This is a genomic window from Amycolatopsis sp. w19, from assembly GCF_051373225.1.
Taxonomy (GTDB): Bacteria; Actinomycetota; Actinomycetes; order Mycobacteriales; family Pseudonocardiaceae; genus Amycolatopsis; species Amycolatopsis japonica.
In genome coordinates this window covers 91,781-115,713 of sequence record NZ_JBPQFM010000015.1, presented here as the reverse complement: position 1 = coordinate 115,713, position 23,933 = coordinate 91,781, and the positions used below count along the sequence as shown (strand labels likewise).

Genomic DNA, 23,933 nt, shown 5'->3' with positions numbered 1-23,933 from the left:
TTCGGCCTCCGCCGAACCGTGCGTCTTCTACGGTGAAGGCATGGAAACGATCGCACTGGCCGAGGTCGCGGCCGTGCTCGCCGATCCGAGCCGCGCGTCGATGTGTCTCGCGCTGCTCGACGGGCGCGCCTGGACGGTGACCGAGCTGGCGGGTGCGGCCGAGGTGGCCGCGTCGACGGCGAGCGAGCACGTGACGAAGCTGACCGATGCCGGGTTCGTCGTGCGGGTCAAGCAGGGGAGGCACAGTTACGTCCGGATAGCCGACCCCCGGGTGGCCGAGCTGATCGAGCATTTGGCCCAGCACGCCGAACACCGGCCGGTGAAGGGGCTGCGGTCTTCCGTGCGGGTGAAGCGGCTCGAGTTCGCCAGGACCTGCTACGACCACCTCGCCGGGACGGTCGGTGTCGCGCTGCGGGACGGGATGCTCACCACCGGGCTGATCGACGACGCCGGCGGGTTGACGCTGACCGGGCGCGGGCGCGAGGTACTCGACACGCTGGGGGTGGAGATCGACGGCGGCCGCCGCCCGATGTTGCGCGACTGTCTGGATTGGACAGTGCGCCGTGATCATTTGGCGGGCCGGGCCGCCGCGGCGTTACTGTCTCACGGAGTGAGCGCCGGCTGGTTGTCCCGTGAGGGCAACCGCGCGGTGAAAGTCCTTCCCGCGGCGGAAGAACCGTTCGCGGAACTCGGTGTCGACCTGGTGGCCCTGCGCAGTCCGTAGTGGACAGTCTGTAACACAGGTAATCCGGACGCTTTTCGACCGGTACACGAACGTGTGACGATCACCGCCTCACTATTCTGGAGCCCTCACGGCGACCGGAACGGGAGGCGACATGGAGCAGCTCCCGCTCATCCTCGGCACCGGTGGTGCGGTGCTCCTCGTCGCCGTGATCGCCGTCCGGGTGTCGATCCGCGTCGGCCTCCCCTCGCTGCTGCTGTACCTGGGGATGGGTGTCCTGCTCGGCGAAGCCGGGTTCGGCATCCAGTACGACAACCCCGAGCTCACCCAGTCGCTCGGCCTCGCCGCGCTGGTGATGATCCTGTCCGAAGGTGGCCTCACCACCCGCTGGACGACCGTGAAACCCTCGCTGGGCATCGGAATCGCACTGTCCACAGTGGCCGTCGCGGTGAGCATCGCGGTCACCGGCGCGGCTTTGCACTGGTTGCTCGGCCTGGACTGGCGGATGGCGTTGCTGTGGGGCGCGGTCCTCGCGTCGACCGACGCCGCCGCGGTCTTCTCCGTGCTGAGATCGGCGGGGATCGGGAAGCGGCTCGTGGGCGCGCTGGAGATCGAGTCCGGGATCAACGACGCCCCGGCCTACATCGCGGTCGTCGTCCTCGCCGAGGGCGCGACCGTCGACTGGTCGCTGCCGCTGCTGGTGGTCTACGAACTCGCCGCCGGGTTGGTGATCGGCCTGGCGTTCGGCTGGGGCGGGGCGTTCGCGCTGCGCCGGGCGGCGCTGCCCGCCACCGGTCTGTACCCGCTGGCCACCGTCGCGGTGTGCGTCGTGGCGTACTCGAGCGGGCAGCTCGCCCACGCGTCGGGCCTGCTCGCCACTTACGTCGCGGCCCTGGTGCTGGGGAATTCGAAGCTGCCGCACCGGTCGGACACGCTTTCCTTCGCCGAAGGGCTCGGCTGGCTCGCGCAGATCGGCCTGTTCGTGCTTCTCGGCCTGTTCGCCTCGCCGAGCAGGATCTTCGAGAGCCTGGTCCAGGGCCTGGTCGCGGGCGCGGTCGTGTTGCTGCTGGCGCGCCCGTTGTCGGTGCTCCTGTCGGCGCTGCCGTTCAAGATCCCCTGGCGAGAACAGGTGTTCCTGTCGTGGGCCGGGTTGCGCGGCGCGGTCCCGATCGTGCTCGCGCTGATCCCGCTGTCGTCCGGGGTGCCCGGCGCGCAGGAGCTGGTCGACGCGGTGTTCGTGCTGGTCATCGTGCTGACGCTGCTCCAAGGGGCGACGTTGACCCCGCTCGCGCGAGCGCTCGGGCTGGCCCAGCACGCCGAAGCGCACGAGATCGACGTCGACTCCGCGCCGCTCGACGAGATGGGCGCGGAACTCCTGCAGGTCCGGATCAACACCGGGTCGAAGATGCACGGCGTCTACCTGGCCGAACTGCGGCTGCCGGTGGGGGCGACGATCAGCCTCCTCGTCCGCGACGGCACCGGCTTCACACCGAACAAGAACACGCGGCTTCAGGAACGCGACCAGTTACTCGTCGTGACCACCTCCGAAGCCCGTGAAGCGGCCGAACGACGACTTCGGGCCGTCGACCGCGCGGGCCGTCTGGCCAGGTGGAAGGGCGAATCCGGCCAGTAGGTCACGAACCGGCACCACCTGTTCGTCGGTTGATCTCAGAAAATTCTTCCCTTCTGTACTCCTTTTGGATTACTTTCCCCGCAATCGACTCCATCGAATGGGTGAGCGTCACGGGGTAAGGAGTACGCAAGGTGACGAAACTTCCTGCGCGGTTCGCCAGTCTGGGGGCCTCGGTGGCACTCGTCGGGGTGGTTCTCGCCGCCCCGACGGCCACGGCGGCCGGTGCCTTTCCCGCGTTCGGGCTGCCCTTCGAGACGGGCCAATCGGTCTACTCGGCGGGGATCCACTCGGACAACGGGAACTCCGGCGTGAAGAACGCCATCGACTTCAGCCCCGGCGACAGGACCGTTCGCGCCCCGCTGGCGGGCACCGTCCGGATCCAGCACTGCTCCGGCGGAGACTGGGTGACCGTCGACCACGACGGCGGCTGGCGCACCGGGTACTACCACATGGAGAACATTTCGGTCACCGACGGCCAGAAGGTCGTCCCCGGCGACGCCCTCGGCCGGACCGGCAACGCGCTGCCCTGCGGTGGCAGCAGCACCGGCGCCCACGTGCACTTCACCTTGTGGACCCTGCCCACGGCCGCCGCGCAGGGCGGCGACTCGCGCGACTTCGGGGTCGGCGCGGGCAACTGGAACGGCAAGTCCTACGACGAGGTCTCGACCACGGTCGCCGAGGCCTACGGCGAGGCGGTCGACGGCAAGACCTTCGGCGGCTGGCAGTTCACCGCGGGCACCGATCAGTACTCGGGTACCGCGACCGAGGTCTCCTCCCGCGCGACCATCGGACTGCCCGGCCGTTTCCGGGTCTGACCTGCCGTTGCCCGGCGCGGCGCGGCGCCGGGCAACGGCTCTTCCCACTTGCGGAGTACGTGAGCGGCGTCTCAAGATGCGGACGAGGGCTGGCTCGATCGCCCGCCCATCCGCTAACTTCGTCCGTAGGTCACGAGTGTCAGCGTCAAGCCCCGGCTAGCTGACCGGCAACCCTCCTACCGCGGTGGGGTGCCCCGGGTGAGGACCTGGCTCGTCGCGTGGTGCGACGGGCAAGCGCGGGATCCTCGTCGGGTCCCCTGGCCCGGAGGATGACGATGACCCTCGCTCTAGAACGCACCGGCACCCCTGCTGAAACCGTTGCCACGCAAGAAATCCCGACGGTCGCGGGTGCCGGTCTGCGGGTTCCGCTGGTCACCGGCGGCGACATCGGTTACGCCAACCTCGATCACGCGGCGAGCGCCCCCTGTCTGGACAAGGTCCGGGCCGCGGTCGACGAGTTCCTGCCCTGGTACGCCAGCGTGCACCGCGGGGCCGGGTTCGCCTCGCAGGTCTCCACCAAGCTCTACGAGCGCACCCGCGGAATCCTGCGGGACTTCGTCGACGCTCGATCGACCGACACCGTCGTGTTCACCCGCAACACCACCGATTCCTTCAACCTTCTCGCCCGCAGCCTGCCGAAGCACACATCGGTCGTCGTGTTCGACACCGAGCACCACGCCGCGCTGCTGCCCTGGAAGGGGCCGAACGTTCGTCGGATCGAAACGCCGCGCACCCGGCTCGCCGCGGTGTCCGCTGTGGACGAAGCGCTCGCGGACTGCCCGCAGGGGCCGCGGCTGGTCGTGCTCACCGGCGCGTCCAACGTGACCGGGGAACTGTTGCCGGTCAAGGAGATCGCGGCCGTCGCGCGGCGGCACGGCGCCCGGATCGCGCTCGACGCGGCGCAGCTCGCGCCGCACCGGAAGATCTCGGTGCGCGAACTGGACGTCGACTACGTCGCGCTGTCGGGCCACAAGCTGTACGCACCTTTCGGTGCCGGCGCGCTGATCGGCCGCGCCGATTGGCTGCGCGCGGCCCAGCCGTACCTCGCCGGCGGCGGAGCGACGAAGCTCGTCAGCCGTGACTCCGTGGTCTGGAATTCCGGACCTGAGCGGCACGAAGCCGGATCCCCCAACACTGTCGGCGTCTACGCGCTCGGTGTCGCCTGCGAGACGCTGGCCGCGAACTGGGACGGCGTCGTCGCCCACGAAGAGGAACTGCTGGCGCGGCTGCGTCGCGGCCTCGCCGCCATCCCCGGCTTCGCCGAACTGCGGCTGTTCGACGCGCCGGTCGACCGCGTCGGCACGCTCAGCTTCGTCGTCGACGGCTTCGACCCTGGCTGGCTCGCCGCGGTCCTTTCCGCGGAGTACGGCATCGGCGTGCGGGACGGCGCGTTCTGCGCGCACGTGGCGACCAAACGGCTGATCGCCGTCGCCGGTTCGACGGGCCAGCAGGCCGTGCGCGTGAGCCTCGGCCTGGGCAGCACCACCGAACACGTGGACCGGATCGTCCTGGCGTTGCGCCAGATCGTCGCCCGTGGCGCGCGCTGGCAGTACGAGAAGCCGGAAGGCCGCTGGGTGCCGGAAAACGATCCGCGCGAACTGCCCCCGTTCTGCGCCTGACCCACTACCCTCACCCCGCATGGGGAACGAGCGACCGCGTTACTGGTTTCCGCTGGCGCTGCTGGGATTCGCCCAGCTGGCCGTGGTGGCCCTGTCCGTCGGCACGCGTCGGTCCGAAGGGTGGTTCGCCTACGTGCCTTACGGGGACGGCGGCATGTTCGGCTCCGTCCAGAGCGCGGGGACGCCCCTGACCGCGGTTTCGGCCGGCGCCATCGGCAGGATGGACAACTGGCTGTTCGCGGTGTTCGTGGTCTACCTCGGTACGGTGCTGTTCTACGCCCTTCGGACGAAGACCATGCCGTGGTGGAAGGTCGCCGCGATCGCGCTCGGCGGACTGGTCGCCATCGTGCTGGCCGACCTGGTCGGTTACTGGGAATTCGATCTCGACGGCGACACCCGGAGCGCGATCCTGCTGACGGTCGGCCTGGTGCTGCTGGCCTGGCTGGAACGCAGCGTGCTGGTGCTGGTCGTGGCGGCGGCGTTCGTGGTCTGCGCGGTCGTGCCGCCGCAAGGACAGCTCGCACTGGTGCTGTCGTCGCTGGTCGCGCTCGCCGGGGCGTTCGCGGCCCTGCTGAGCAGGCCGAAGGCGGCCGCCGAGGAGGCCTGAACACGCTCAGTGGACAATGGGGGAGTGAGTACAGAGCCCGAAACCGCGCCACCATCGCCGCCGCTGCCCAAGAAGCGCGTCGCCGTGGTGTTCGTCGTCGCCGCGGTGCTGTGGGGGATCGACCTCCTCACCAAGCAGATCGCCGTGTCCACGCTCGAGGGCAAGCAGCCGGTCGAGTTCCTCGGCGGGCTCGTGTACTTCCAGCTGGTGCGCAACCCCGGTGCCGCCTTCTCGATGGCGACCGGGCTGACCTGGGTGCTCGCGCTGGTCGCGATCGCCGTCGTGATCGCCATCGTCTGGCTGTCGCGGCGGCTGCGGTCGGTCGGCTGGGCGATCGGCCTCGGCCTGGTGCTGGCCGGCGCGCTCGGCAACCTGACCGACCGCATCTTCCGTGCCCCCGGCCCGCTGCAGGGGCACGTGGTCGACATGATCTCCGCCTTCGCGCCGAACGGGCAGGGCTGGGCGATCTTCAACGTCGCCGACTCCGCGATCTGCGTCGGCGGTGTGCTCATCGTGATCCTTTCCTTGCTGGGCAAGGACTACGACGGAACATCCACAAAGGACAAGAAGAAGGCGGCGACCGAATGAGCGCGCGCATGCTGCCCGTCCCCGACGGGCTCGACGGAATGCGCGTCGACGCGGGGCTGGCGAAACTGCTGGGACTTTCCCGCACCGTCGTGGCGGAACTGGCCGAATCCGGCGAGATCTACCTCGACGGAAAGCCCGCCGGGAAGTCGGACCGGCTGACCGCCGGCGGACTGCTCGAAGTGACGCTGCCCGACCCGGCTTCGGCCATCGAGGTCGTCGCGGAACCCGTCGAGGGCATGAAGATCCTGCACGACGATGACGACATCGTGGTGATCTCGAAGCCGGTCGGCGTCGCCGTGCACCCGAGCCCGGGCTGGACCGGGCCGACCGTCGTCGGCGGGCTCGCCGCCGCCGGGCTGCGGATCGCGACCTCCGGCGCGGCCGAACGCCAGGGCGTCGTGCACCGGCTGGACGCCGGCACCACCGGCGTGATGGTCGTGGCGAAGAGCGAGCACGCGTACACCGTGCTGAAGCGGGCGTTCAAGGAACGCACCGTCGACAAGGGCTACCACGCCATCGTGCAGGGCCACCCGGACCCGACGCGCGGCACCATCGACGCGCCGATCGACCGGCACCCCCGGCACGACTACAAGTTCGCCGTCGTCCAGGGCGGGCGGCCCAGCGTCACGCACTACGAGGTCGTCGAGGCCTTCCGTGCCGCGTCGCTGGCCCAGATCAAGCTGGAGACCGGCCGCACGCACCAGATCCGCGTGCACTTCTCGGCGCTCAAGCACCCGTGCGTCGGCGACCTGACCTACGGCGCCGACCCCGTGCTGGCGCGCAAGCTCGGGCTTTCGCGGCAGTGGCTGCACGCGAAGACGCTCGGCTTCGCGCACCCGGCCGACGGGCGCTGGGTCGAGTTCGAGTCGGAGTACCCGGACGACCTGGCGAACGCGCTGCGGATCCTGCAGGACGAGAACTAGCCCCTTTCCGCATTTAGTCCTCTGAATGCGGGCGGGTACGTGAAGGACCCCTTCATTGCGTCTAGCGCAGTGAAGGGGTCCTTCACGTACTTGTGAGGCGACATCGGGCAGCCGCGAAGGCCGAGTCCGCTTGTCCGTGAAGGCCTCCTTGAGGGACCCAGAGTCCCTCAAGGAGGCTTCACTGCCGTTGCCTCGCCGTGACCTGGAGAGCCGCATTCAGTCCTCTGAATGCGGAAAGGGGGCGCGCTAGTCCTCGATCGACCAGGTCAGTGTGCGCTCGTCGGGCTCCGGCCGCGGTGACCAGCGCACGGCGACCACGCGGGTGGCGTCCGGCAGCACGTAGACGGTGTGCCCGCCGAGCGTCTCGCCGGGCCGGACGCCGATCTTGTGCGGCGGCCGCGACGTCAGCGAGACCGGAGCCTTCGCGATCGGCTTGCCGTCCGCGGTGAGCAGTTCGAGGTAGTTGTCCGGAAGCGACACGAACGGGATGTTCCCGCGGTTGGTGATCTCGGTGTGCACCACGACCGACCGTTCCCCGGCCTCCAGCGAGTAGCCCGCCGCGCTGAACAGGTAGTCCGCCGGGTCCTGGACCTCGAGCAACTGGACGGTGAGCTGCTCGCCCTCCAGGCCCTGGGTCTCCATCACGTCGCCGGTCCGGCCCTTCTTGCCCTCCGGTGCGGCCTGCGGGGTGACCTGCTGTTCGTCGCCGCGCGCCCAGGACGCGGTCTGGGGGACACCCCAGGTGCTCATCACCGGGTCGGCGGGCGCCATCGGCGGCGGGGCGAACTGCTGCTGCGGCGGGGCGGGCGGACGCGGCGGTGGCTGCGGCGGCGCCATCGGCTGGCGCACCGGGGCCGACGGCGGACCGGGGTAGCGGCCCGAAGGCGTGCCGTGCACGTTGTACGCGCCCGAAGGCGTCCCCTGGACGTTGTACGGCCCCGAGGGAGTGCCCTGGATGTTGTGCGGTCCGGAGTGCCCCGGCGGACGCTGGGGTTGTTGAGGGGGCTGCTGGGCCCAGGAGGGCGGCGCGCCGGCGATGGCGGAGCGTAGCCCGTTCGGGTCGCTCTCCACGCCCACGAGCAGGGGCAATCCGCTGCCCGAGAGGGCGACCAGGCGGTACGCGACCTCGCGCGGATCCATCCCGACCTTCGCCGCGAGTTCGTGTACGGCCGCCTTGCCCAGGTCCGCGAGGGCGGCGAGCAGGCGGATGTCCACGGGATCGGTCACGGCCACGTCGGGGAACGCTACCGTCTCGCCTCCGGCGCCGCGGGGAGAGGCCGCAAATCCCGGCTTCGGTAGTACTCGCTCTCCATTAGGGTCGGGGATATCGCCTCCATCGACCACTGGGGAAAGAAAACATGAGCGAAGTCTCCGCCCTCGCCGACGAGTTCGTCGAAGCCCTCTTCGACGCCGAGCCGGTCATGCCCGCTTTGCAGGGCTTCCGTCCGGAATCGACCGGGCTCACCGATCTCAGCGAGGCCGCGGGGGACGCTTTCCGCGCGCGGCTGGCCGGGCTCGCCGAGCGGGCCGAGGCACTCGCCACCGACGGTTTGAGCGCGGAGGAGAAGACCACCCGTGACGTCCTGATCGCGATGGCGCGGGCGAGGATCGCCCTGCTGGACTCGCGGTTCGTCGAGTTCACCATCAGCGACCTGTTCATCTCGCCCGCCGCCGAGGTCCTCACCGTGCTGCCGATGATGTCGGTCGGCACGGACGCGCAGGCGGAGGCCCATCTCGGGCGGATCGCCGCGATCCCGGAGTACCTGCGGCAGGCCGCGCAGCGGCACCGGGACGGCGTCGCCCGCGGCCTGGTCCCGGTCGCGTACCTGGTCGACGCCGCCGTCGCGTACCTCGACCGCCACCTCGCCGAGCCCTCGGCCGATCCGCTGCTGCGCCAGCCCGCGCCGAACGAGGACTTCGAGACCCGCCGCGCCGACCTGCTGCGCGACACCGTCCGTCCCGCGATCGCCGAGTACCGGGAGGTGCTGGCGAAGGAGATCGCGCCGCACGGCCGTCCCGAGGACAAGCCCGGCGTCTGCTGGCTGCCCGACGGCGAGCGCCTCTACGCCCTGCTCGCCGAGATGCACACCACGACCGTCCGCACCCCGCGTGAGCTGCACCAGACCGGTCTCGACGTGATCGCGGGCCTCGCCGGCGAGTACCGCGAGCACGGCTCCCGGGTGTTCGGCACCAGCGACCTCCAGGAGATCTTCACCAAGCTCCGCACCGACCCGGACCTGCGCTGGTCCAGCGCAGACGAGATGCTCGACTCGGCCCGCGCGGCCATCACCAGGGCCGAGGCCGAGGCGCCGAACTGGTTCGGCCGGATCCCGCCGCAGCCGTGGACGGTCGAGGCGGTCCCCGCCGAATCCGCGCCCGGCGCGCCCGCCGCGTACTACATGTGGCCCGCGGTCGACGGCTCCCGCCCCGGCATCTACTTCGCCAACACCCACAAGGCGGAGGAGCGGTTCCGGCACGCGGCCGAGGCGACGGCCTTCCACGAGGCCATCCCCGGCCACCACTTCCAGCTGAGCCTCGCGCAGGGGCTCACCGAGCTCCCGTTGCTGCGCCGCATCGGCGACTTCACCGCGTACGCCGAGGGCTGGGGCCTGTACACCGAGCGCCTCGCCGACGAGATGGGCCTGTACTCCGACGACATCGCGAAGCTCGGCATGCTGACCATGGACTCGATGCGCGCCGGACGGCTGGTCGTCGACACCGGGTTGCACGCGCTGGGCTGGAGCCGCCGCCAGGCCATCGACTTCCTCACCGAGAACACGCCGATGGCGCTCGTGGAGATCGAGTCCGAAGTGGACCGGTACATCGCCTTCCCCGGCCAGGCACTGTCGTACATGGTGGGACGGCTGGAGATCCAGCGCATCCGCGCCGCGGCCGAGCTGACGCTGGGCAGCCGCTTCGACATCAAGGCGTTCCACGACGTCGTGCTCGGCGGCGGTTCGCTGCCGCTTTCGGTGCTGGACGGTGTGGTCCGCGACTGGGTGAAGGGCCACGGCGACACCCCGAACGGCCTCGCCGAGGAGCTGATGGAGCTCAAGTTCGAGGAGCTGCCGCTGTGGCGCTCCCTGCTCGGTCTCCCCGGCGACGAAGGCTCCCTGCCGGACCCGAGCGCGGAGGCCGCTGCCGCTCAGCGCGCGTCGGCGGTCGCCATCGCCGAGCGGGCCGAAGCCCTTGCCACCGCAGGACTTTCCCCGGCCGAGGCGGTCACCCGGGAGGTCGTGATCCAGCAGGCGAAGGCGATGGTCGACGTCATCGATTCGCGCGCCGCGGAGTTCTCGGTCAGCGACGGGCTGGCCTCGCCCGCGCTGTTCCTGCTCAACGAACTCGCGGTGCTGTCGCTGAACGACGAGGAGAAGGTCCGCGGTTATCTGAAGCGGCTGGAGGGCCTCGGCGCTTACCTGGACGCCCTGATCGTGCGTCAGCGCGCGGCCGCGGCCGACGGGCTGGTCCCGCCCGGCTTCCTCGTCGAAGGCGGGATCGCTTACGTGGAGCGCTATCTCGGCGACGAGGCGGGCGATCCGCTGGCGCTCACCGCGTCCGTTTCCGTGGAGGGCTACGAGACCGAACGGGACCGGTTGCTGGCCGAGGTCGTCCGGCCCGCCTACACCCGGTATCGCGACTTCCTCGCCACCGAACTGCGTCCCGTGGCGAAGTCCGAAAAGGAGCCGGGTCTCTGCGCGCTTCCCGGTGGGCAGGAGAAGTACGCCGCGCTGATCCGGGCGCACACGTCCACCGAGCGCACGGCGCAGGATCTGCACGACACCGGCCTCGGCATGATCGCGAAACTGGCCGACCAGTATCGCGAGCTGGGCGAGAAGATCTTCGGTACCAAGGATCTCGACGAGATCTTCGAACGGCTGCGTACCGACCCGGCGCTGCGCTGGCGAGACGGCGACGAGCTGCTCACCGCCGCGCGTGACGCCATCCTGCGTGCCGAAGCCGTCGCGCCGGAGTGGTTCTCGACCGTTCCCGAGGAACGGTGCGAGGTCGAGCCGGTCCCGCCCGCGGAGGCACCCGGCGGCACGCTGGCGTACTACATCGAGGCGTCGCTCGACGGTTCGCGGCCGGGTACCTACTACGCGAACACCTACGAGGCCGAGCAGCGCCCGAAGCACACGAGCGAGGCGATCGCCTTCCACGAAGCCGTTCCGGGGCACCACTTCCAGATCTGCATCGCGCACAAGCTCAAGGGCCTGCCGATGTTGCGCGGGCACGCCGACGTCAACGCCTACGTCGAAGGCTGGGGTCTCTACTCCGAGCGCCTCGCCGACGAGATGGGCCTGTACTCGAGCGACCTGACCAGGTTCGGCATGCTCACCCAGGATTCGATGCGCGCCGGGCGGCTGGTCGTCGACACCGGGATGCACGCGCTCGGCTGGAGCCGTCAGCAGGCCGTCGACTACCTGGCCGAGAACACGCCGATGGCCAGGGTGGAGATCGAGGCCGAGATCGACCGCTACGCCGCCGTTCCGGGGCAGGCGCTGTCGTACATGGTGGGACGGCTGGAGATCGAGCGGATCCGCGCCGAGGCCGAGGCCGCCCTCGGGGACCGGTTCGACATCAAGGGCTTCCACGAGGTCGTGCTGAGCAACGGCATCCTGCCGCTGCGGGTCCTGGACGACGTGGTGAAGGAGTGGGTGGCCGCGCAGTGAGCCGGAACACAGGCGAAGTGCGTGGTCCCGGCGCATACTGTCGCTAAGCGAGCGCTCAGTAACTTCACGAGGAGATGCGGATGAGGATCGGGACCGCGATCAGCTACGCCGGCGGGTTCGCCGAGAGCGTGGCCGACATCGTCGAATTGGAGAAGGCCGGGCTGGACATCGTCTTCGTCCCCGAGGCCTATTCGTTCGACGCGGTCAGCCAGCTCGGCTACGTCGCGGCGAAGACCGATCGCGTCCAGATCGCGTCGGGCATCTTCCAGATCTACACGCGGACGCCGACGCTGACCGCGATGACCGCCGCCGGGCTCGACTTCGTGTCCGACGGCCGGTTCACGCTCGGCATCGGCGCCTCGGGTCCGCAGGTCATCGAGGGTTTCCACGGCGTGAAGTACGACGCGCCGCTCGGGCGCACGCGCGAGATCATCGACATCTGCCGTCAGGTGTGGCGGCGGGAGAAGGTGGTGCACTCCGGTACGCACTACTCGATCCCGCTGCCACCCGAGCAGGGCACGGGGCTCGGCAAACCGCTGAAGCTGATCAACCACCCGGTGCGCGAGCGGATCCCGATCCTGCTGGCGTCCATCGGCCCGAAGAACGTCGCGCTCACCGCCGAGCTCGCCGAGGGCTGGGAGCCGATCTTCTTCCATCCCGAGAAGGCCGCCGACGTCTGGGGCGCGTCACTGGCCGAGGGCAAGGCGAAACGCGACCCGTCGCTGGGCGAGCTGGACACCTTCGTCGGCACAGCGCTGGCGATCGGTGACGACGTCGAGGGGATGCTGGACCACCTTCGCGGCATGCTGGCGCTCTACATCGGCGGTATGGGCGCGCGCGGCAAGAACTTCTACAACAGTCTCGCTCAGCGGTACGGCTACGAGGCCGAAGCGAAGCTCATCCAGGACCTTTACCTGGACGGCAAGAAGGAAGAAGCCGCCGCGGCGGTGCCGAAGGAACTGATCAGGGCGATCTCGCTGATCGGTCCCGAGGGTTACGTCAAGGAGCGGCTGGCGGCCTTCCGCGAGGCCGGTGCGACCACGCTGGTGGTCAACCCGCTGCTGCCCGGCCGGGAGGCCCGCGTGGCACAGGTTTCGAAGCTGCGCGAACTCGTCGACTAGGCGCGCAGGGGAGGCGAACCTCTCACCTGTATCGATACGGTATACTTGACCTGCGCCGGTGTACCCCCTTCGTGGTCAAAAAACGGCCTCCCGGTGGAAAGAGAACGTGAATTACGCCTGAACGGCGGGGAAATCCGCCATTATCAGGAGTGAAAGCGAGACCTCGGGGGAAATCCGTTCGCGACGAAGGTGAGGTGCCTCGCGTGCGCAAGCAGATCGGCGAGCCGTCCGCCGCGGTCCTGGACGTCGGGTCGTTCAGTGCACGGTTGGTCGTCCTGGCCAAGGGTGGTTCGCCACTCGACCCCGTGCTGAGCCACCAGACGCGGCTGCGGCTGGACCGGGAACTCGACGATGACGGGAACCTGACCCGGCGCGGCATCGACGCGGTCTCCTCCGCGGTCGAGGCCGGGATGACCATGGCCGCCAAGCACGGCGTCGAGGACGTGTACCCGCTCGCCACGTCGTCGATCCGCGACGCGGCCAACGTGAAGCAGGTCGTCTGCGACGTCGCGAAGGCGACGGGGGTCAAACTGCGCTTCCTCACCGGCCGCCGCGAGGCGGAGTTGGCTTACGTCGGCGCGCGCCGCTGGTACGGGGCATCCGCCGGACGGCTGCTCGTGCTCGACATCGGCGGCGGGACCGTCGAACTCGCCGCGGGGGACGCCGAGGAGGCCGGGTTCGCGCATTCGCTGCCGCTCGGCGCGCGCTCGCTGACCCGGGACTGGTTCAGCACCGAGTGCCCGTCACCCAAGGTCGTGCGGGCGATGCGGGAACACGTGCTCGACGAGGTCGGCGACGCGATGCGGGACGTCCTGCCGCAGATCCGCGACCATCACGCCGTCGGCTGCTCCAAGGTGCTGCGGCAACTCGCCCGGCTCGCCGGGGACCGGCCGTCCCGTTCCAGGGAACTGCACCTCGACGACCTCCGCGCGTGGATCCCGCGGCTGGCGAAACTGCCCGCGAAACGCCGCGCCGAACTGCCGGGCATTTCGCGCCAGCGTTCGCATCAGGCGCTCGCGGGCGCGATCGTCGCCGAGGCGTTGCTGACGCTTTCGGGTGGTCAGGTCGCCATCTGCCCGTGGTCCACCAGGGACGGACTGCTGCTCGGCATGCTCGACGGGCTGGTCACGCTGGACGGCAAACCGGCGAAAGCCGCCTGAGGACTGGCGCATCCGGCCGTGAACGGGTACCCCGGACACATGAGGGAAAGCAAGAAGAGCTTCGGGCACGACGACGAAGAAGACCTCGACGACCTCCGCGGGATCCAGCCGAAGACCGACGTGCCGAGCGCGCCGAACCGTGACGTCGGGCCGCACGGCACCAAGGAGGTCGACGACGTGCCGGGTGGCGGCGAGGCGCCGATCGAACCTCCGGACTGACCGGTATCACGCGTCCTTCGGCTGCCTCCTCGCCGGAGCGCGGCCCGCTGGCTGTGTCGGCGCCGGGCCCGGGTCGATCGCCGGGATCGGCAGCCGCACCGGTTCGGCGGTCACCGTGAACGTCTCGCCGTGGTGCGCCAGTTCCAGCGGTTCCCCGGTGATCACGTGGTAGGTCGCGCTCTCGCCGTCGATCTCGACCTGGAACCGGGTGCCGCGGAAGGTCAGCCGGAACGCGATCCGCCGCAGTTGTGGCGGCAGCCGCGGCGCGAAGGTCAGCCGCCCGCCGTGGTCGCGCAGCCCGCCGAATCCGGCGACGGTGCCTTGCCACGCACCCGCCAGCGAGGCCAGGTGCAGTCCGTTGCGGACGTTGTTGTGCACGTCGTGCAGGTCGGTGAGCGCCGCCTCGGCGAGGTAGTCGTAGGCCAGTTCGAGATGCCCGACCTCGGCCGCGATCACGGCCTGTGTTCCCGCGGACAGCGAGGAATCCCGCACTGTCCGCGCCTCGTAGTAGGCGAAGTCGCGAGCCTTCTCCTCGGGGGTGAAGGAATCCCCGCACAGGTGCAGCGCGAGCACGAGATCGGCCTGCTTGACGACCTGCTTGCGGTACAGGTCGAAGTACGGGAAGTTCAGCAGCAGCGGGTAGAAATCCAGGTCCGTCGCCGCGAAATCCCACTCGTCGTGCTCCAGGAACCCTTCGGACTGCGGATGGACGCCGAGGTCCTCGTCGTAGGGCACCAGCATCGCGTCGGCCGCCTTGCGCCACAACGCGACCTCGTCTTCGCCGACCTCGAACCGCCGGGCGATGTCGTCGTGCTGGCCGACGATTTCCGCGGCGTAGAACAGATTCCGGCGGGCCATCAGATTCGTGTAGACGTTGTTGTCCGCCACCGCGGAGTACTCGTCCGGCCCGGTGACCCCGTCGATCCGGAACCGGCCCCGCCGGTCGAAATGCCCCAGTGACAACCACATCCGCGCGGTCTCGAGGAGCAGCTCCGCGCCGCAGGTCCGCATGAACTCGTCGTCGCCGGTGGCGTTGAGATACCGCACGACGGCGTCGGAGATGTCCGCGCTGACGTGGAACGCCGCCGTGCCCGCCGGCCAGTACGCCGAACATTCCGCGCCGTTGATGGACCGCCAGGGGAACGCGGCTCCGCGTAAACCCAGCTGTGTCGCCCTTTCCCGCGCTTTGTCCAAAGTGGAGTGGCGCCAGCGCAGGGCGTCGCGGGCGGCGTCCGGCATGCTGTAGGTGAGCACGGGCAGGACGAAGGTCTCGGTGTCCCAGAACGCGTGGCCGTCGTAGCCGGGGCCGGTCAAACCCTTGCCCGCCAACGCCCTCGTCTCACCGCGGGCCCCGGCCTGCAGGAGATGGAAGAGCGCGAACCGCACGGCCTGCTGCAGTTCCGGGTCGCCGTCGATCTCGATGTCCGAGGTCTCCCAGAAATCGTCGAGGAACTCCTTCTGTTCGGCGAGCAGTCCCTTCCAGCCGGTCTGCCGGGCCCCGGCCAGCGCGGCCTCGACCTGCGCGCGCACCGCGGGCACCGAACGCTGCGCGGACCAGCCGTAGGCGAGGAACTTGGTGATCCGCAGGCGGCCGCCCTTGGGCACGTCGACGGCGATGGTGAGCCGCGCGAGGTCGTCCTCGGCCTCGATATGCGTGCGCACGCCGTCGGAGACGTCGATCTTGTGGTCCATCGCGGCGGCCATCCGCAACCCGGATCGCCGGGTCTGGTGCACCAGCACCGCGTGATACGCCTCCGCGTGGTGATATTCGCCGACCAGCGGCGATTCCAGCGCCGCCGCGACCCGCGGATCGCGCGTGTCGGACTCGATGGGCTCGTTCGCCAGCAGATCCGACTGCACCACCAGCTGGAGATCGTCGTCGAGCGGTTCGACCTCGTACCGGATCGCGGCGACGGCGCGCTGGGTGAACGAGACCAGGCGTTCGGTCTTCACCCGGACGCGGCGACCGGTCGGCGAGGACCAGACGGTGTCGCGCGCGAGGGTGCCCTTCCGGAAGTCGAGCACGCGGTCGTGTTCGGTGGCCTGGCCGTAGCGCATGTCGAGCGGTTCGTCCTCGACCAGCAGCCGGAGGATCTTGCCGTCGGTCACGTTGACGACGGTCTGGCCTTCTTCGGGGTAGCCGTATCCGGTTTCCGCGTACGGAAGGTCGTGCTGCTCGTAGAAACCGTTGAGATAGGTGCCCGGCAGGCCGCGCGGCTCCGCCTCCTCCAGTGTGCCGCGCAGGCCGATGTGCCCGTTGGACACCGCGAACGCCGATTCGGTGCGCTGCAACGCGCCGACGTCCATCCCGTGCCAGCGCAGCTCCCAGGGCGCGACCTCGTAGCCGCGGAAAAGCGCTTCGCTCACTTGCGGTCCTCCAGGAGTTCGGCGAGGTCGTCCACCACGACGTCGGCACCGTGCGCGAGCAGTTCGCCCGCCTGGTGCGCGCGGTTCACCCCGACCACGTAACCGAAACCGCCGTCCTTGCCCGCCTGCACACCCGCGAGCGCGTCCTCGAAGACGGCTGCGTTCGCCGGTGCGACCTCGAACGCCTCGGCGCCGGCGAGGAAGGAATCGGGCGCGGGTTTGCCGCGCAGGTTCTTCTCGGCGATCACGATCCCGTCGATCCGCGTTTCGACGAACTTGGTCAGGTCGGCGGCGTCGAGCACCTTGGCGCCGTTGGCCGACGAAGTGACGACGCCGATACGCAGTCCCGCCGCCTTCGCCGCTTCCAGATACCGGACGGAACCGGGGTACGGCGTCACGCCCTCCTCGTCGATGATCTTCAGCACCAGCTGGTTCTTCCGGTTCCCGACCCCGTTGACGGTGGCGGCGTCGATGTCGTCGTCGGGGTTGCCTTCGGGCAGTTCGATCCCGCGTGAGGTGAGGAAGGTGCGGACGCCGTCGGCCCTGGGCCTTCCGTCGACGTAGGCCGCGTAGTCGGTGTCGGTGAACGGCGAGAACGCGTCACCGTCGCGGGCGCGCAGGAACTCGTCGAACGTGCGCTTCCACGCCGCGCGATGCTGGGCCGCGGTTCCGGTCAGCACGCCGTCGAGGTCGAAGAGACAGGCCGTGATGGTGTCGGGCAGACCGATCATGCCTGGCAACGCTACCCGCGCTCGCCGGTGGGCGCTCGGCTTCGTCAGGCCGCGCGGACCACGAGCGCGACGTGCCGCGCGGCCCGCTCCAGCGGTTCCGGCGACCGATGGACCCGGCTGACCAGCAGGGCGCCTTCGAGGTTGTTCATGATGGCCGTCGCGACGTCTTCGGGATCCTCGACGTCGCCGAGCAGTTCGACGAGCAGCTTGTGCCAGGCGGCGAACGCGTCCTGGCACGCCTTGGTGATCGCGGGGGAGGCGTGCGCCATCTCCAGCGTGATCGTGGCGAGCGGGCAGCCACCGCGGTAGCCGTCGGCGGCCAGTGCTTCACCCGCCTTGCGATACCACCAGGCCACGGCGTCTTCGACCGTCTCGTTGCGCTCGAAAGCGCGGCGGACCGTCTTCGCCACGACGGCGGTGCCGAGTTCGATCGCGGCGACCGCGAGTTGCTCCTTGCCGCCGGGGAAGTGGTGGTACGCCGACCCCCAGGGCGTGCCCGCCTGCTCGACCAGCCGCCGCCATGAAGTCGCCTGGTAGCCCTCACGGCGGAAGAGCGTCATCGCGGTCGAGATCATCCGCTCGCGGGTGGTGGTGTCGGACACGTGGCCCAGCATAGTCCTTGACTAGGACGACCGTCTTAGGAAAGTCTAGGACGATCGTCTTAGGAGGCAGCCATGACCATCGACGTCACCGGACAGACCAGGCAGAAGACCGTGACCTGGCAGGATCCGCTGCCCACCGCCCGGCTCGGCCGGGAACTGTCCGGGCTCGAATACCTGACCGGCATCGCCGAGGGCCGGATCCCGCCCGCGCCGATCTCGGCGCATTTCGGCATGCGCTGGGTGAGTGTGGCCGAGGGTGACGTCGTGATCGCCGCGACGCCGGACGAGTCGCTCTACAACCCGATCGGCACCGTGCACGGCGGCGTCGCGGCGACCCTGCTGGATTCGGCGGTGGCGTGCGCGGTGCACTCGACCCTGCCCGCCGGCGTCGGCTACACCTCGGTGGAGCTGAAGGTGAACTACCTGCGCGCGATTTCCGGTTCGGTGGGCGAGATCCGCGCGCACGGCTGGATCGTGAAGGCCGGTTCACGCGTCGCGTTCGCCGAGGGCGACATCCGCGACGGTCAGGGCAAGGTGCTCGCGACGGCGTCGAGCACCTGTCTGATCATCAAGCCCTAGAACATTTCGGCGCCGGGCGGTACCGGCTGCTTGACGTCCCAGTGTTCCACGATGAGCCCGTCCGCCACGCGGACGATGTCGACGACGGCGGCCCCGGGTTCCTCACCCGGCCGGACGACGTGCAGGTGGACGACGACGTGCTCGTCGTCGGCGATCACGCGTTTCACCGCGACGTCCGCGTCCGCCATCGGTGAATTCCGCATGGCTTCGACGAAAGCGTCACGGCCGGAGGGAAAACCCGGGCTGTGGGTGACGAAATCCGGGTGCACGTTCGCGCCCGCGGCGACGAAGTCCTTGTGCACGAACATGTTCTCGAAGCAGTCGAGGACGATCTTCTTGGCTGTGGTCATAGGAACAGCGTGCACCCGCTGTCGATTACCGCGGAGGTAATGCCTCAGGCCGCGCCCACTTTGCGTTCGAAGACCAGGCCCTCGGCGGCGCGCAACCCGACGCTGATCGCACCGGTCAGCACGCCGTCGTCGCCCAGTTCGCCCTGGACGACCGAGGGGACCAGGGGAGTGAACGAGCGCAGGGCGCGGTCGATCGGGTCGAGCAGCAGATCGGCCGCGGTGCCGATGCCGCCGCCGAGCACGATCAGTTCGGGGTCGATCACCGCCGCCACCGACGCCACGGTGTACGCGAGCCTGTCGGCCTCCGCCTCGACGGCACGCAGGGCGAGTTCGTCGCCGTCGCGGGCCAGCCGGAAGACCTCGCGGGCCGATTTCGCCGTGCCGAGGCCGAGTTCCCGCGCGCCGCGGACGACGGACTGCGCCGCCGTCGCCTCTTCGAGGTGGCCGCGGACCGGCGGGGCGTCCTCGCCCTCACTCGCCGCGTGCGACTGGCCGTAGGGCAGGTAACCGATCTCGCCCGCCGCGCCCGTCGCGCCCCGGAAGACCTGACCGTTCACCATCACGCCCATCCCGACGCCGGTGCCGATGGTGATGCAGCCGAACACGGACGCGCCGCGCGCGGCACCGCGTTCCCATTCGCCGACGGCGGTGAGGTTCGCGTCGTTCTCGACCATGAGGTCCGGGCCGAGGACGCCTTCGAGTTCGTCGAGCAGGCCCGCCTTGCCCCAGCCGGGCAGGTTCGGCGCGTGCCGGAAGCAGCGTTTGTCCGGGTCGGCGACGCCGGGGGAGCCGAGGACCCGCACGACGATGTCCGCCTGCGACAGTCCCGCTTCGCGCACCGTCGCCGCCGCGAGGGCGCCGACCGCGCTGACGAGCGCGGTGCCCGAACGCGAAGTGTTCCGCTCGTCACGGCGGGCGACCACGGTGTGGCCGAGATCCGAGACGGCGACGCGGAGATGCTCGCGTCCGATGTCGACACCGAGGACGTAACCCGCCGTGGGATCCGCTTCGTAGAGGACGGCGGACCGGCCGGTGCCGGTCGAGGTGTGCCCGGTCGCCCTGGCGAGACCGGCCGCTTCGAGGGCCAGTAACGCTTGGCTCACCGTGGGTTTCGAGAGTCCGGTGTCCTTGGCGACTTGGGGCCGCGTCGCCGGGCCGCTGCGGCGCAGGAGGTCCAGCACGGCGCGCTGATTGATCTTCCGCATCCCGGCGGGGGTGCCGACGGGTGGGTTTTCTGCGCCAACCACGAGCTTCGCCTCCTGTCGAACCAAGGTGTTCCACCAAAGTTATCCGCCTCCGGCCCGAAATGGGCAAGAAGGTTTACATTCGGTGGTCCCAGGCGACGATAAACGTGCCCGCGCCGCGAATCGCGCACGCCGCGCGCGAAAAACCGCGATTCACCCGGTATCCGGGCGCGTGCTCCCAGTGACCGGTAATGGTCTAGACCAGATGGCGTCAGGCGACGTGACGGCTCGCCGGCCGCCGGAATCCCCTGTGCTGCCGGGGTCGTTCGGGGGCTTCACCGGTCTCGTGGCCGGTTTCCGCGCTGTGGGAACCCGGATGGTCGGCCGTCGTCGCCGGGCTGGGGCGGTTGCGGAGCCGGTGCTGCCGGTTCACCACGTACAGCAACAGCAGTCCGGCGACGACCAACCCGTGCGTGAGCACGCGTCCGGCGGTCACCTGACCGGTGACGAGGTCGCCCGCCGACAACGCCAGCAGGAGCGCGACGAAACCGGTCAGCGCGGGCAGCTGCCCGGACGCCGCCTTCGTGCGGAAGGCCGCCCAGCCGAGCCCGACGCCGACGGCGAGGTTCCACGCGCTGCTTTCGTGGGAAAGGTGCCCGATCAGGGATTCCGTGCCGTGTCCCGCGGTGTGGTCTTCGACGCCCAGCAACTGGGCGAAGGCGAGGCCGAGCTGCGCGATCGCGACCAAGGCGAGCGCGATCCTGGCCGGCCAGCCCTCGCTCGGCGGGGCGGGGGTGCGTTCGAGGATGACGGCGGTGAGGTCCGGGACCGGGGGCGCCGGCCGCAGCAGCAGTGTCCGGTGCAGCCGTTCGGCGCGCGAGAGCCACGACCGGCAGGCGGCGCAGCCGGCCACATGCCGGTCGACCACCTCGGGCGGGGCGGGTTCGGTTTCGCCGTCGAGCCGGGCCGACAGGGCCTCGCGGCAGGTCTCGCACTTCACGTCTCACTTGTCGGGCGCGGGCCTGCCCCGGTTCCCGGGACGCTGCTACGTTTCTCGTATGGCCGGGGCGCGCAACCACGACGACGAGCGGGTGACCGAGCTCGCTCTCGCCGCCGCCCGCGGCGACCGGCGGGCGCTCGAAGACTGGGTGCGTGCCACCCAGGCGGACGTCTGGCGTTTCGTCGCGCATCTCGCCGACGTCGCCGCCGCCGACGATCTCACCCAGGAGACGTACCTCCGCGCGTTCGGCAGCCTGCGCCGGTTCGCCGGCCGGTCGTCCTCGCGGACCTGGCTCCTGTCGATCGCGCGCCGGGTGGTCGTCGACCGTATCCGGGCGGCTTCGGCGCGCCCGAAGCTCGCCGACGTCGACTGGGAGGCCACCGCCGAACGTCGCGGCGCCCGCCAGGCCGAGGGGGTCGCCGGGTTCGAAGACCTGGTGGAACTGCGGATGCTGCTCGACGGGCTCGACCCGGAGCGGCGCGAGGTCCTCGTCCTCACCCAGGTGCTGGGCCTCTCCTACGCCGAGGCCGCCGAGATCTGCGGCTGCCCGGTCGGCACCGTGCGTTCGCGCGTCGCGCGCGCCCGCGAAGACCTGCTCGAAGCGGGCCGGGAGCGCGACTCCATCTGACGCCCGCCTGTGGCGCGTCACACATTTGAGCCCTTCCGCTGTCACCTCGTCACACAGATGGGGCGAGGTGACTACTCCGCGTTGACTAGGCCGAATGCCGATGCCTAGCGTGTCGCCATCCAACCCCAGGCCGCGCGAGGGTCCCCGCCTGCTCCGCGCGCTCTCGAAGGGATCTTCCCGATGGCCAGTCCCACCACCGCTGAGGGCCACGGCAGCGAGGCTCCGGACCCCGGAGGCCTCGGCCGCCGCAGGTTCCTGACCTTCCTCGTCGCCGCGCCCACCCTCACGATCGCCACGAAGATCGGCATCGACACCGTCGCGCCCGAAGAGGCCGAAGCCGTCATCCCCACCCCGCCGGGTCCGGCCGAGATCCTCGACCTCGGCGACGTGCTGATCCTGTCGAACGCCCCGACCGCGAACCTGCTGGTCCTCGAAGTCCGCGAAGACGGCCGGGTCCGGCTCGAACTGCCGCGGACCGAAGTCGGCCAGGGCATCACCACGGCGAACGCGATGCTGGTCGCCGAAGAAATGGACCTCCCGCTCGACCAGGTCGACGTCGTGCTCTCCGACGCCCGCTCGGAACTGCTGTTCAACCAGCTGACCGGCGGCTCCAACACGATGCGCTCGCTCTACACACCGGTGCGCACCGCGGCGGCCGCCGCCCGCGCCCGCCTGGTCGCGACCGCCGCTCGGCAGTGGGGCGCCAAGGCGGACCGGCTGTCCACAAGGGACGGTGCGGTGATCGCCCCCGACGGCCGCCGCGCGGACTACGGCGCACTGGCCAAGCCCGCCGCCCGCGCCGACCTCGGCAAGCTCACCGCGACCCCGAAGGCGGAGTCCGCGCACAAGCTGATCGGCACGCCGCAATCGCGCAAGGACGCCCGCGCGATGGTCACCGGGCAGCTGAAGTACACCCTCGACCTGGACATCCCCGGCGCGAAGCCGGTGATGGTCCGCCGCCCGCCGACGATCAACGGCACGGTCGCGAAGGTCAACAACGAGGCCGCCGTCCGCGCGATGCCGGGCATCATCGACATCGCGGTCATCAAAACCGGTGTCGCGGTGATGGCCGAGACCTTCGGCCAGGCGCTGGACGGCAAGAACGCCCTCGACGTCAGCTGGAACGGCGGCACCGTCGACGGGGAGAACAACGCGACGATCAAGAAGAAGCTGCAGGCCGCGGCGCTCCCGTTCGTCGTGCCGCCGCTGCTGACCCAGTACGTCGACGGCGAGTTCGACTTCGCCTTCGCCAGCCACGCCCCGCTGGAGACCAACTCGGCGGTCGCCGACGTCCGCGAAGACGGCGCGACCATCTGGTCCGGGATGAAGGTGCCGATCCTCGCGAAGCAGAACATCGCGCAGGAACTCGGGCTGCCCGAGAACAAGGTCGTCGTGCACGTCCAGCAGGCGGGTGGCTCGTTCGGACGGCGGCTGTTCTCCGACGGCGCCATCGAGGCCGCGCGTGCCTCCAAGGCGTTCAAGCGGCCGGTGCGGCTGATGTGGAGCCGCATCGACGACATGCGTCACGGCCGAGCCCGCGCCGCGAGCCACCACAAGATCCGGGCGACCTTCGCCCTCGGCCAGGTGCTCACCTTCGAACACCGCGTCGCCAGCGTGGAGACCGACTGGAGCCACGGGCTCGGCGAGGTCCTGACCGCCTTCGCCGCCGAACTCCCGGTCGGCGGCAACCTGAGCTTCGCGCAGACGGTGTTCCTGCTGACGGTCAAGTCGCCGTACAACTTCGGCGTCACCACGCAGCTGCTCAACGAGGTGCCCGTGGACTTCCACACCGGTGCCTGGCGGTCGGTGTACTCGGCCAGCACGCGCGGCGCCGAAGAGATCATGGTCGACGAGATCGCCGCGAAGCTCGGCAAGGACCCGGTGGAGTTCCGGCGCGAGTTCATCAAGAACGACCGGCAGCGCGCCGTGCTGGACAAGGTCGCGGAACTCGGCGAGTGGGGCAAGAAGATGCCCAAGGGTTTCGCGCAGGGTGTCGCCGTGCACGGCGAGTACAAGTCGTACACCGCGTGCCTCGTCGAAATGGACGCCCGCGACCCGAAGAAGCCGCGTGTCACCAAGGCGACCATCGCGGTCGACGTCGGCAAGCCGATCAACCCGCGCGGGATCGAGGCGCAGATGCTCGGCGGCCTGACCGACGGCATCTCCACCACGCTGACCGCGGGCCTGCACATCGACAAGGGGCTGCCGCTGGAGGGCAGCTACTCGCAGTTCCACTACGCGCGGCAGAAGAACTCGCCGATGGACGTCAAGGTGTTCGTCATGCCGGAGACGGGCGAGATCGGCGGTGCCGGGGAGCTCGGCGTGCCCGCGCCGGTCGGCGCGATCGGGAACGCCTACGCGCGGGCGACCGGGATCAAACCGCGCAGCTTCCCGATCGACTTCCCGATCGACTTCGACCCGTTCCCCCGCTGACTTTCCTTCCCCGCCAAGGAGT

21 protein-coding genes and 1 riboswitch are annotated in these 23,933 nt (G+C 70.0%); of the genes, 14 read left to right on the top strand and 7 right to left on the bottom strand.

Annotated features, from left to right (window positions below; genetic code table 11):
• Window positions 1-40: 40 nt before the first annotated feature.
• From ACSMFO_RS26835 to ACSMFO_RS26805, 7 genes are all read left to right on the top strand, one after another.
• The gene (locus ACSMFO_RS26835) at window positions 41-724 is read left to right on the top strand and encodes an ArsR/SmtB family transcription factor (protein WP_436460938.1); all 684 of its coding nucleotides are present in this window, start codon (window positions 41-43) and stop codon (window positions 722-724) included.
• A 112-nt stretch (window positions 725-836) separates the two neighbouring features.
• Window positions 837-2,315, top strand: coding sequence for a potassium/proton antiporter (locus tag ACSMFO_RS26830; protein WP_436460937.1), 1,479 nt, complete (start codon window positions 837-839; stop codon window positions 2,313-2,315).
• A gap of 131 nt (window positions 2,316-2,446) precedes the next feature.
• Window positions 2,447-3,130 carry a M23 family metallopeptidase gene (locus ACSMFO_RS26825; protein WP_436460936.1) on the top strand — a complete coding sequence of 228 codons (684 nt, stop codon included), beginning with the start codon at window positions 2,447-2,449 and terminating at the stop codon, window positions 3,128-3,130.
• Between the two features lie 128 nt (window positions 3,131-3,258).
• A riboswitch (SAM riboswitch) is annotated at window positions 3,259-3,373 on the top strand.
• Between the two features lie 32 nt (window positions 3,374-3,405).
• Window positions 3,406-4,749 carry an aminotransferase class V-fold PLP-dependent enzyme gene (locus tag ACSMFO_RS26820; protein ID WP_360121495.1) on the top strand — a complete coding sequence of 448 codons (1,344 nt, stop codon included), beginning with the start codon at window positions 3,406-3,408 and terminating at the stop codon, window positions 4,747-4,749.
• A gap of 19 nt (window positions 4,750-4,768) precedes the next feature.
• The gene (locus ACSMFO_RS26815) at window positions 4,769-5,356 is read left to right on the top strand and encodes a hypothetical protein (RefSeq protein ID WP_436460935.1); all 588 of its coding nucleotides are present in this window, start codon (window positions 4,769-4,771) and stop codon (window positions 5,354-5,356) included.
• 24 nt (window positions 5,357-5,380) lie between these two features.
• The gene (lspA, locus tag ACSMFO_RS26810) at window positions 5,381-5,944 is read left to right on the top strand and encodes a signal peptidase II (protein ID WP_037344928.1); all 564 of its coding nucleotides are present in this window, start codon (window positions 5,381-5,383) and stop codon (window positions 5,942-5,944) included.
• Complete coding sequence (locus ACSMFO_RS26805) at window positions 5,941-6,867, top strand: RluA family pseudouridine synthase (RefSeq protein WP_350582151.1); 927 nt, start codon at window positions 5,941-5,943, stop codon at window positions 6,865-6,867. The genes lspA and ACSMFO_RS26805 overlap by 4 nt, the downstream gene beginning before the upstream one ends.
• A gap of 246 nt (window positions 6,868-7,113) precedes the next feature.
• Here ACSMFO_RS26805 and ACSMFO_RS26800 read toward each other — a convergent pair whose 3' ends face one another.
• On the bottom strand, window positions 7,114-8,100 hold the full coding sequence (locus ACSMFO_RS26800) for an AsnC family protein (RefSeq protein WP_436460934.1): 987 nt from the start codon (window positions 8,098-8,100) through the stop codon (window positions 7,114-7,116).
• A 125-nt stretch (window positions 8,101-8,225) separates the two neighbouring features.
• Here ACSMFO_RS26800 and ACSMFO_RS26795 point away from each other — a divergent pair, with 125 nt between their 5' ends.
• The 4 genes from ACSMFO_RS26795 to ACSMFO_RS26780 all read left to right on the top strand — a co-directional run bounded on the left by ACSMFO_RS26795 (window position 8,226) and on the right by ACSMFO_RS26780 (window position 14,037).
• Window positions 8,226-11,537 carry a DUF885 domain-containing protein gene (locus tag ACSMFO_RS26795; protein ID WP_436460933.1) on the top strand — a complete coding sequence of 1,104 codons (3,312 nt, stop codon included), beginning with the start codon at window positions 8,226-8,228 and terminating at the stop codon, window positions 11,535-11,537.
• An 80-nt stretch (window positions 11,538-11,617) separates the two neighbouring features.
• Window positions 11,618-12,658, top strand: coding sequence for an LLM class F420-dependent oxidoreductase (locus ACSMFO_RS26790; protein WP_038510482.1), 1,041 nt, complete (start codon window positions 11,618-11,620; stop codon window positions 12,656-12,658).
• Window positions 12,659-12,861: 203 nt separating this feature from the next.
• The gene (locus ACSMFO_RS26785) at window positions 12,862-13,818 is read left to right on the top strand and encodes a Ppx/GppA phosphatase family protein (protein WP_436460932.1); all 957 of its coding nucleotides are present in this window, start codon (window positions 12,862-12,864) and stop codon (window positions 13,816-13,818) included.
• Window positions 13,819-13,857: 39 nt separating this feature from the next.
• Entirely contained in the window at window positions 13,858-14,037 is a 180-nt protein-coding gene (locus tag ACSMFO_RS26780) for a hypothetical protein (RefSeq protein ID WP_436460931.1), read from the top strand.
• Window positions 14,038-14,043: 6 nt separating this feature from the next.
• On the opposite strand, the gene ACSMFO_RS26775 is transcribed toward ACSMFO_RS26780, so the two are convergent.
• From ACSMFO_RS26775 to ACSMFO_RS26765, 3 genes are read right to left on the bottom strand one after another with little or no spacing between them, the layout of a single operon-like run.
• Window positions 14,044-16,344, bottom strand: a complete 2,301-nt coding sequence (locus ACSMFO_RS26775; protein ID WP_436460996.1) for a glycoside hydrolase family 65 protein — start codon at window positions 16,342-16,344, stop codon at window positions 14,044-14,046.
• Window positions 16,345-16,400: 56 nt separating this feature from the next.
• Window positions 16,401-17,135: an HAD family hydrolase gene (locus ACSMFO_RS26770; RefSeq protein WP_038510490.1), complete on the bottom strand. Its 735-nt coding sequence runs from the start codon at window positions 17,133-17,135 to the stop codon at window positions 16,401-16,403.
• A 44-nt stretch (window positions 17,136-17,179) separates the two neighbouring features.
• Window positions 17,180-17,737 carry a TetR/AcrR family transcriptional regulator gene (locus tag ACSMFO_RS26765; RefSeq protein ID WP_436460930.1) on the bottom strand — a complete coding sequence of 186 codons (558 nt, stop codon included), beginning with the start codon at window positions 17,735-17,737 and terminating at the stop codon, window positions 17,180-17,182.
• A gap of 72 nt (window positions 17,738-17,809) precedes the next feature.
• On the opposite strand from ACSMFO_RS26765, the gene ACSMFO_RS26760 reads away from it, so the two are divergent.
• A complete protein-coding gene (locus ACSMFO_RS26760) occupies window positions 17,810-18,316 on the top strand; it encodes a PaaI family thioesterase (protein ID WP_037344940.1) in 507 nt (168 codons plus the stop codon).
• Here the strand turns inward: ACSMFO_RS26760 and ACSMFO_RS26755 are convergent.
• From ACSMFO_RS26755 to ACSMFO_RS26745, 3 genes are all read right to left on the bottom strand, one after another.
• A complete protein-coding gene (locus tag ACSMFO_RS26755) occupies window positions 18,313-18,666 on the bottom strand; it encodes a nuclear transport factor 2 family protein (RefSeq protein ID WP_378411785.1) in 354 nt (117 codons plus the stop codon). The two genes, ACSMFO_RS26760 and ACSMFO_RS26755, sit on opposite strands and share 4 nt — an antisense overlap.
• Before the next feature lie 44 nt (window positions 18,667-18,710).
• Entirely contained in the window at window positions 18,711-19,913 is a 1,203-nt protein-coding gene (locus ACSMFO_RS26750; RefSeq protein WP_037344942.1) for an ROK family transcriptional regulator, read from the bottom strand.
• Between the two features lie 208 nt (window positions 19,914-20,121).
• On the bottom strand, window positions 20,122-20,850 hold the full coding sequence (locus ACSMFO_RS26745) for a zf-HC2 domain-containing protein (RefSeq protein WP_038510502.1): 729 nt from the start codon (window positions 20,848-20,850) through the stop codon (window positions 20,122-20,124).
• A 58-nt stretch (window positions 20,851-20,908) separates the two neighbouring features.
• Here ACSMFO_RS26745 and sigC point away from each other — a divergent pair, with 58 nt between their 5' ends.
• Complete coding sequence (gene sigC, locus ACSMFO_RS26740) at window positions 20,909-21,478, top strand: RNA polymerase sigma factor SigC (RefSeq protein WP_038510505.1); 570 nt, start codon at window positions 20,909-20,911, stop codon at window positions 21,476-21,478.
• A gap of 180 nt (window positions 21,479-21,658) precedes the next feature.
• Entirely contained in the window at window positions 21,659-23,911 is a 2,253-nt protein-coding gene (locus tag ACSMFO_RS26735; protein WP_436460929.1) for a molybdopterin cofactor-binding domain-containing protein, read from the top strand.
• Window positions 23,912-23,933: the final 22 nt, after the last annotated feature.

What these genes read in the sequence shown, in the direction of transcription:
- ACSMFO_RS26790 (WP_038510482.1), top strand. Translation starts at nt 11,618, where the DNA reads ATGAGGATCGGGACCGCGATCAGCTACGCCGGCGGGTTCGCCGAGAGC.
- ACSMFO_RS26775 (WP_436460996.1), bottom strand. Translation starts at nt 16,344, where the DNA reads ATGGACGTCGGCGCGTTGCAGCGCACCGAATCGGCGTTCGCGGTGTCC.
- ACSMFO_RS26805 (WP_350582151.1), top strand. Translation starts at nt 5,941, where the DNA reads ATGAGCGCGCGCATGCTGCCCGTCCCCGACGGGCTCGACGGAATGCGC.
- ACSMFO_RS26820 (WP_360121495.1), top strand. Translation starts at nt 3,406, where the DNA reads ATGACCCTCGCTCTAGAACGCACCGGCACCCCTGCTGAAACCGTTGCC.
- ACSMFO_RS26760 (WP_037344940.1), top strand. Translation starts at nt 17,810, where the DNA reads ATGACCATCGACGTCACCGGACAGACCAGGCAGAAGACCGTGACCTGG.
- sigC (WP_038510505.1), top strand. Translation starts at nt 20,909, where the DNA reads ATGGCCGGGGCGCGCAACCACGACGACGAGCGGGTGACCGAGCTCGCT.
- ACSMFO_RS26835 (WP_436460938.1), top strand. Translation starts at nt 41, where the DNA reads ATGGAAACGATCGCACTGGCCGAGGTCGCGGCCGTGCTCGCCGATCCG.
- ACSMFO_RS26780 (WP_436460931.1), top strand. Translation starts at nt 13,858, where the DNA reads ATGAGGGAAAGCAAGAAGAGCTTCGGGCACGACGACGAAGAAGACCTC.
- ACSMFO_RS26755 (WP_378411785.1), bottom strand. Translation starts at nt 18,666, where the DNA reads ATGACCACAGCCAAGAAGATCGTCCTCGACTGCTTCGAGAACATGTTC.
- ACSMFO_RS26815 (WP_436460935.1), top strand. Translation starts at nt 4,769, where the DNA reads ATGGGGAACGAGCGACCGCGTTACTGGTTTCCGCTGGCGCTGCTGGGA.
- ACSMFO_RS26770 (WP_038510490.1), bottom strand. Translation starts at nt 17,135, where the DNA reads ATGATCGGTCTGCCCGACACCATCACGGCCTGTCTCTTCGACCTCGAC.
- ACSMFO_RS26830 (WP_436460937.1), top strand. Translation starts at nt 837, where the DNA reads ATGGAGCAGCTCCCGCTCATCCTCGGCACCGGTGGTGCGGTGCTCCTC.
- ACSMFO_RS26795 (WP_436460933.1), top strand. Translation starts at nt 8,226, where the DNA reads ATGAGCGAAGTCTCCGCCCTCGCCGACGAGTTCGTCGAAGCCCTCTTC.
- ACSMFO_RS26735 (WP_436460929.1), top strand. Translation starts at nt 21,659, where the DNA reads ATGGCCAGTCCCACCACCGCTGAGGGCCACGGCAGCGAGGCTCCGGAC.